The 7128-nt window shown below is 72.8% G+C and carries 3 protein-coding genes; 2 read left to right on the top strand and 1 reads right to left on the bottom strand.

The genetic code is table 11. The features are described from left to right. Positions 1-435 precede the first annotated feature (435 nt). Positions 436-3162: a DNA polymerase I gene (polA, locus tag ACFPZJ_RS24145; protein WP_381025269.1), complete on the top strand. Its 2727-nt coding sequence runs from the start codon at positions 436-438 to the stop codon at positions 3160-3162. A gap of 944 nt (positions 3163-4106) precedes the next feature. On the opposite strand, the gene ACFPZJ_RS24140 is transcribed toward polA, so the two are convergent. Next, the gene (locus ACFPZJ_RS24140; protein WP_381025267.1) at positions 4107-4961 is read right to left on the bottom strand and encodes a DUF4184 family protein; all 855 of its coding nucleotides are present in this window, start codon (positions 4959-4961) and stop codon (positions 4107-4109) included. A 319-nt stretch (positions 4962-5280) separates the two neighbouring features. On the opposite strand from ACFPZJ_RS24140, the gene ACFPZJ_RS24135 reads away from it, so the two are divergent. Next, the gene (locus tag ACFPZJ_RS24135; protein ID WP_381025264.1) at positions 5281-7053 is read left to right on the top strand and encodes a lytic transglycosylase domain-containing protein; all 1773 of its coding nucleotides are present in this window, start codon (positions 5281-5283) and stop codon (positions 7051-7053) included. The last annotated feature ends 75 nt before the right edge of the window (positions 7054-7128 follow it).

Genomic DNA, 7128 nt, shown 5'->3' with positions numbered 1-7128 from the left:
GCTTCCTGCCCGCCGTCCGGTCCGCTCCTTCCTGCCCGCCTTCTCGGTCCGCTGCGGTCCGCCTCTTCCTGCCCGCCGTCCGGTCCGCTCCTTCCTGCCCGCCTTCTCGGTCCGCTGCGGTCCGCCTCTTCCTGCCCGCCGTCCGGTCCGCTCCTTCCTGCCCGCCTTCTCGGTCCGCTGCGGTCCGCCTCCTCCTGCCCGCCGTCCGGTCCGCTCCTTCCGGTCCTTCCCTCCGGTCCGTTCCGTCCGCCTTCCTGTCCGGCCGCAGGCGGTCTGGCGGTCCGGCGGTCCGGCTGTACCTGCGCGTCTGCCGGGGTGCGGTCACGCCGTACCGAACCCTCCGCACCGTCCGTCCGCCCGCCCTTCGGCCGCCGCCCCGGCGGACCGGACCGGGGCCGGGACCGACTGTCGGTGGCTCGTGGCAGGATCGGGGGCGTGGCAGAGACAGCATCGAAGACGACCGACACCCCCTCCGGCGGCAGCCGCCCGCGCCTGATGCTCATGGACGGGCACTCGCTGGCCTACCGCGCGTTCTTCGCGCTGCCCGCGGAGAACTTCACCACCGCGACCGGCCAGCCGACGAACGCGATCTACGGCTTCGCGTCGATGCTCGCCAACACCCTGCGCGACGAGGAGCCCACCCACTTCGCGGTCGCGTTCGACGTCTCGCGCAAGACCTGGCGGTCCGAGGAGTTCACGGAGTACAAGGCGAACCGCTCCAAGACGCCGGATGAGTTCAAGGGCCAGGTCGAGCTGATCTGCGAGCTGCTCGACGCCATGAACGCCGCCCGCTTCGCCGTCGAGGGCTACGAGGCCGACGACGTCATCGCCACGCTCGCCACGCAGGCCGAGGCCGAGGGCTTCGAGGTGCTGATCGTCACCGGCGACCGGGATTCCTTCCAGCTGGTCAGCGAGCACACGACCGTGCTGTATCCGACGAAGGGCGTCTCGGAGCTGACCCGGTTCACCCCGGAGAAGGTCTTCGAGAAGTACGGGTTGACGCCCGCCCAGTACCCCGACTTCGCGGCGCTGCGCGGCGACCCGTCGGACAACCTGCCGGGCATCCCGGGCGTCGGCGAGAAGACGGCCGCCAAGTGGATCAACCAGTTCGGGTCCTTCGCCGAGCTGGTCGAACGCGTCGACGAGGTCAAGGGCAAGGCCGGGCAGAACCTGCGCGACCACCTGGAGGCCGTCAAGCTCAACCGCCGGCTCACCGAGCTGGAGCGGCGGGTGGAGCTGTCCAGGGGCGTCGCCGACCTCGCCCGGGCGCCGTACGACCGCAAGGCCGTCGCGATGGTCCTGGACACCCTGGAGATCAGGAACCCCTCGCTGCGCGAGCGGCTCTTCGCCGTCGACCCCGGCGCGGAGGAGGCCGAGGTCACCCCCATCGCGGCGGACGGTGTGGAGCTGGACGGCACGGTGCTGGGCACCGGCGAGCTGGCCCCCTGGCTCGCTGAGCACGGAACGCAGGTCCTCGGTGTCGCCACGGTCGACGCCTGGGCGCTCGGTACGGGTTCGGTCGCCGAGGCCGCGCTCGCCGCGCCCGGCGGGGCCGCCGCCTGGTTCGACCCGTCCCAGCTGGACGAGACCGACGAGAGGGCGTTCGCGACCTGGCTCGCCGACGCGGACCGGCCCAAGGTCCTCCACAACGCCAAGGGCGCGATGCGCGTCTTCGCCGAGCACGGCTGGACCGTCGAGGGCGTCACCATGGACACCGCGCTCGCCGCCTACCTGGTCAAGCCGGGCCGCCGGTCCTTCGACCTGGACGCGCTGTCCCTGGAGTACCTGCACCGCGAGCTCGCCCCCGCCGCCGCGGCCGACGGCCAGCTGGCCTTCGGTGCGGACGAAGGCGCCGAGGCCGAGGCGCTCATGATCCAGGCCCGGGCCGTCCTCGACCTGGGGCAGGCCTTCGAGAGCCGGCTGGAGGACGTCGGCGCCGCCGACCTGCTGCGCGACGTGGAGCTTCCCACGTCGGCGCTGCTGGCCCGCATGGAGCGGCACGGCATCGCGGCCGACCGGGCCCACCTGGAGGCCATGGAGCAGATGTTCGCCGGCGCCGTGCAGCAGGCCGTGAAGGAGGCGCACGCGGCGGCCGGGCACGAGTTCAACCTGGGCTCGCCCAAGCAGCTCCAGGAAGTCCTCTTCGGCGAGCTGGCCCTGCCGAAGACGAAGAAGACCAAGACCGGCTACACCACCGACGCCGACGCCCTGGCCTGGCTGGCCACCCAGACCGACAACGAGCTCCCGGTGATCATGCTCCGCCACCGTGAGCAGGCCAAGCTGCGCGTCACCGTCGAGGGCCTGATCAAGACCATCGCCGCGGACGGCCGTATCCACACCACGTTCAACCAGACCGTCGCCGCGACGGGCCGCCTGTCGTCGACCGACCCGAACCTGCAGAACATCCCGGTCCGCACCGACGAGGGCCGGGCCATCCGCCGCGGCTTCGTCGTGGGTGAGGGCTTCGAGTCCCTGATGACGGCGGACTACAGCCAGATCGAGCTGCGGGTGATGGCCCACCTGTCCGAGGACGAGGGCCTGATCGAGGCGTTCACCTCGGGCGAGGACCTGCACACCACCGCCGCCTCGCAGGTGTTCTCGGTCGAGCCCACCGCGGTGGACGCCGAGATGCGCCGCAAGATCAAGGCCATGTCGTACGGCCTGGCCTACGGACTGTCCGTATTCGGCCTGTCTCAGCAGCTGAACATCGAGGCCGCCGAGGCCCGTGCCCTGATGGATGCGTACTTCGAGCGCTTCGGCGGCGTACGGGACTATCTGCGCCGTGCGGTCGACGAGGCCAGGGCGACGGGCTACACGGCCACGCTCTTCGGGCGTCGCCGCTACCTGCCCGAACTCAACAGCGACAACCGCCAGCGCCGTGAGGCGGCGGAGCGGATGGCCCTCAACGCGCCGATCCAGGGCACGGCGGCCGACATCGTCAAGATCGCCATGCTCAAGGTGGACCAGGCGCTGCGGGAGGCCGGCCTGAAGTCCCGCATGCTCCTGCAGGTCCACGACGAAATCGTCCTGGAGATCGCCCCCGGAGAGCGGGCCACGGCGGAGGAACTGGTCCGCCGGGAAATGGCGAACGCGGTCCACCTCCGCGTCCCCCTGGGCGTCTCGGTGGGCGCGGGCCCGGACTGGGAGTCGGCAGCGCACTAGCCCCTCCGGGGGTGGGCAGGGTGTTCTGCCGGCGTGCCTCCCCGCGCGGTGGGCCTGCGTGTCGTGCGGCGGGGCTGCCCGGTGCGGAGCAGGGCCGAGGTCTTGCTGCCGGAGCGCCTCCCCCGCGGGAGGGCGGGCAAGTGGGTTCTGCTGGCGCGCCTCCCCGTGCGGGGTGGGGCCGGGCGTCGTGCGGCGGGCTGCCCCTCCCGGGCGGAGCTGCCGTCGTCTGCCCGAGTGCCTCCCCCTGCGAGGGTCGGCAGGGGCCGTTCTGCTGGGCGTACCTGCCCGTACGAGGCAGACGGTGCCCTGCGGGCCGCTGACCCGCGGCCCGCTGCCCCTCCTGGGCGGCTGCGGGGTTGGCCGGGCGCCCCCGGGCGCCGCCATCCCCTTCACCCACCCGGCCCCCACGAAAAAGCCGAGGCCTTCCGCGACCGCCAGGATGCGGGGCATGGGCATACGACTGCTTCTCTGTCGGTCGGCATCCGCGCGTGCGGGGGCAGGTGCCGACCGAGCCGCCCGCGAGGTGCCCCCGTGGGTCCCGGCCTTCGCGGCCGCCGCCAGTACCGGCCGCATCCCCGCCACCCTCACCACGGCCATGCGGCACGCCACGGCCGACCTGCGGCGTCATGTCGCCGACAGATGGCGGCCCACCGGCTCCACCGTCTCGACGGGCTTGACCGGCTCGCCCGGTTTCCAAGGCTCAGCGGACCTCAACGGCTCAGTGGAACCCAAAGGGTCAGTGGGCCTCAAAGGCTCAGCCGGCTACAACAGCACGGCCGGCGCCCCCGCTGCTCGACCCCCCACCCCTGCACTCACCACCCAGCCGTCCGCCTGGCGGCTGTGGGCCGAGTTGGCCCGCGGCTACCTCACGCTCGTCCTCGCGCTGCTGCCGCGGTCCCGGCCGGCGCCCACCCTCACCGTGTTCATCGCGACGACCGACACCCTCAGCGCACTGCCGGACGGCTCGGCTCCGCACCGACGTCGCAGGGACCCGCAGGGACGGGAGCCGGGCGCCACACCCTGACGGCCACGGCGTACGCCAGCACCCCCAGCACGAGCCCCGCGCCCGCCCCGAAACAGACCGTGGGGATCAGCTCCCAGGGACGCGCGGTCGCCCCCCAGTACTCCCACCACCCCGACGCCCGCCGCACCGCCGCCACCAGCGCGCAGCCGCCGATCAGCGCACCGGCCCACCACCGGTCCCGTACGGACAGCGCCGCGACCCCGACCGGCTCCGCCCGGGGCGCCCGGCGCAGCGCGTACGTCACGAACACGGCGATGACCACCGCGGCCACCGCCGAACCGCCGTACTGCAGGTACCAGTACAGCGGCGAGCCCGCCACCTCCTGCCCCAGTACGGGGAAAAGCCGCATCCCCCACCGGTCGAGATGGGTGAACGCGTCCAGGACGACGTGCGTGAGCGCACCCAGCACGGCGGACACGTACCAGCGCAGCACCAGCGACGGCCGTACACGCGCGTGTGCCGTGCCGCAGCGCACCCACCACCCCACCCGCCCCTGCCAGGCGCGCGGCAACAGCGCCACCAGCGGCTCGCGCACCAGCAGCCACAGTCCCACCAGCACCCAGGCGACGAGCACGTCGACCGTGAACACGCCCGGGAACGAGTGCGTGACGTCGCCGAACTCCATCGCCCCGGACAGGACACTCGCCGCGTAGTAGGTCATGTCGGGTGCGAAGGAACCCGCCACGAGGACGGCCGGCACCAACGCGCCCCGGCCGGTTCCGTCGGCGCGGACGGCGGGCAGCACGGCCGCCGCATGACTCAGTGTGAACGGCAACTCGGCACCTCACGAAGGTCGTTGAGGAGCCCGGTCGGCCCCCGTTGATCACCGGCCCCAGTATGCGCGACACCGCGCGCTCCGGCCCGTAGCGGCCGGGCGTGGTCAATCGGTGAAAACCGGACCCGAACGGGTGCCCGAGGAAAGCAAGTTGTCGTAGGGTCGCGAGGGTCGCCGTGCCAGGGAGCGCGGGAACAGGACGCAACAGAACAGAGACTTACCCGCCGAGGGGCAACCCGTGGGGCGGGTCGATCGTCACACCAGAGCGACACGACAGACAGAGACGGGCGCTCGGGCGTCCACGGGAGGGGTTCACTCTATGGCGGCGCAATTCGGCAGGAGGCTGCGCAAGGGGGCGGCTACCACCGCCTTGGCAGCGGCCGCGGTGGCGGCCCTGTCCGCGTCCCAGGCTCCGGACGTCACGGCCGACAGCCACGGCAGACAGACCGCGTCGGACGCCACACCCTCACCCGAAGCCGACGCCGACGGCAGCGCGACCGGCAACTCGCCGTACTACACGGACCTGCCGCCGCTGAACAGCCCGAACCCGTCGCCGACCACGGGCACCACCCCCGCCGCCCCGGGCACGACCGAGGCGGGCATCCCCGCGACGGTCCTCGACGCCTACAAGAAGGCGGCGGACTCGCTGGGCGAGTCCAAGCCGGGCTGCAACCTGCCCTGGCAACTCCTCGCCGCCATCGGCAAGGTGGAGTCCGGCCAGGCCCGCGGCGGCCGCGTCAGCGCCGACGGCACCACGCTCTCCCCGATCCTCGGCCCACAGCTCAACGGCAACGGCTTCGCGAACATCAGGGACACCGACGGCGGCGCGTACGACGGGGACAGTTCGTACGACCGTGCCGTCGGCCCCATGCAGTTCATCCCGTCCACCTGGGAGTGGGCGGGCCGCGACGGCAACGGCGACGGCAAGGAAGACCCCAACAACATCTACGACGCCGCGCTCGCCGCCGGCCACTACCTGTGCCGCTTCGGCTGGGACCTGTCCGTCCAGGCCGACCTCAACCGCGCCATCCTCAGCTACAACAACTCGCAGGACTACCTGCACCGGGTCCTGTCCTGGCTGGAGTACTACCGCAAGGGCACTCACGAGATCCCGGACGGCACCGGCACCCTCCCTGTGGGGCGCAGCGACGACAAGGATGCGGCCGGTCCCAAGCCGTCGCCCCAGGAGCCCAGGACGCCGGGCACGACACCGCCGAGCGGCGACAGGCCCGACAACCCCGGCGACACCCCGACGAACCCGAAGCCGCCCACGACGCCCGCGCCGGGCTCGCCGAGCCCCACCCCGCCGCCCCCGACCCCCCCGGCTCCCCCGTCCACTCCCACCGACACGGTCCACCACCTCGAGGACGCGGGCACGGCGAAGCTCACCGCGATGGCCGGCGACGCGTTCTCCGCGAAGATCAGCACCCGGGCCGAGACGGAGGCCGGCAAGGCGGTCGGGAAGGTGCGGATCCGCTTCACCGTCGTCGGCGACACCGACGCCACCTTCACCGGTGGCGAGAGCGTGGCCACAGTCGTCACCAACAGCTCCGGCGTGGCCGTCGCGCCCGCCCTGCGCGCGGGCGAGAAGACGGGCGAGTTCGTCGTCCGCGCCACCGTCGTGGGCCGGGCCGTCCGGGGCCTGGACTACGCGGCCACCGTCACCGAACGCGCCGCCGACACCCTCGTGCGCACCAGCGACGCGCCGCTGACCTGCACCCCGGGCGGCGAGTTCGCCAACCCGGTCGAGGTGAAGGCCACGTACAAGGGCGCCGTCGCGGACAAGGTGGCGGCCACCGCAACGCTCATCAAGTCGGCCGACGACCCGGCCGTCAACGACAAGGGCCCCTACTTCAAGGACGCCGACGGAAAGGCCGTCCGTACGCTCACAGACCTGCGGACGGACGGGAACGGCCTGCTGAAGCTGCCGCAGCTGTACGCGGACGACACCACCGGCACGTTCCTGCTGCGCGTCACCACCGAGGGCGGCGCGCTGCTCACCGTCGAGCTGACCGTGGCGGCGGCGGAGACGTCGTCGCCCAGCCCTTCCCCGAGCCCGTCCACCAGCCCGTCGGACGGCTCCGGCGGATAGCCGTCCGCCCGCCGCGGCCGCGACGCCCCTCCCGCCCGGGAGGGGCGATCGTCGTGTGTGCGACGTGTTCTCATC

It is taken from the genome of Streptomyces bullii (genome assembly GCF_042657145.1).
GTDB lineage: Bacteria > Actinomycetota > Actinomycetes > Streptomycetales > Streptomycetaceae > Streptomyces > Streptomyces bullii.
Note: the sequence above shows the minus strand (reverse complement) of the source record. Positions and strands in the feature narration are given on the sequence as shown.

Excerpts from the sequence above, each read along its gene's own strand:
- ACFPZJ_RS24135 (WP_381025264.1), top strand. The coding sequence starts at position 5,281 with ATGGCGGCGCAATTCGGCAGGAGGCTGCGCAAGGGGGCGGCTACCACC.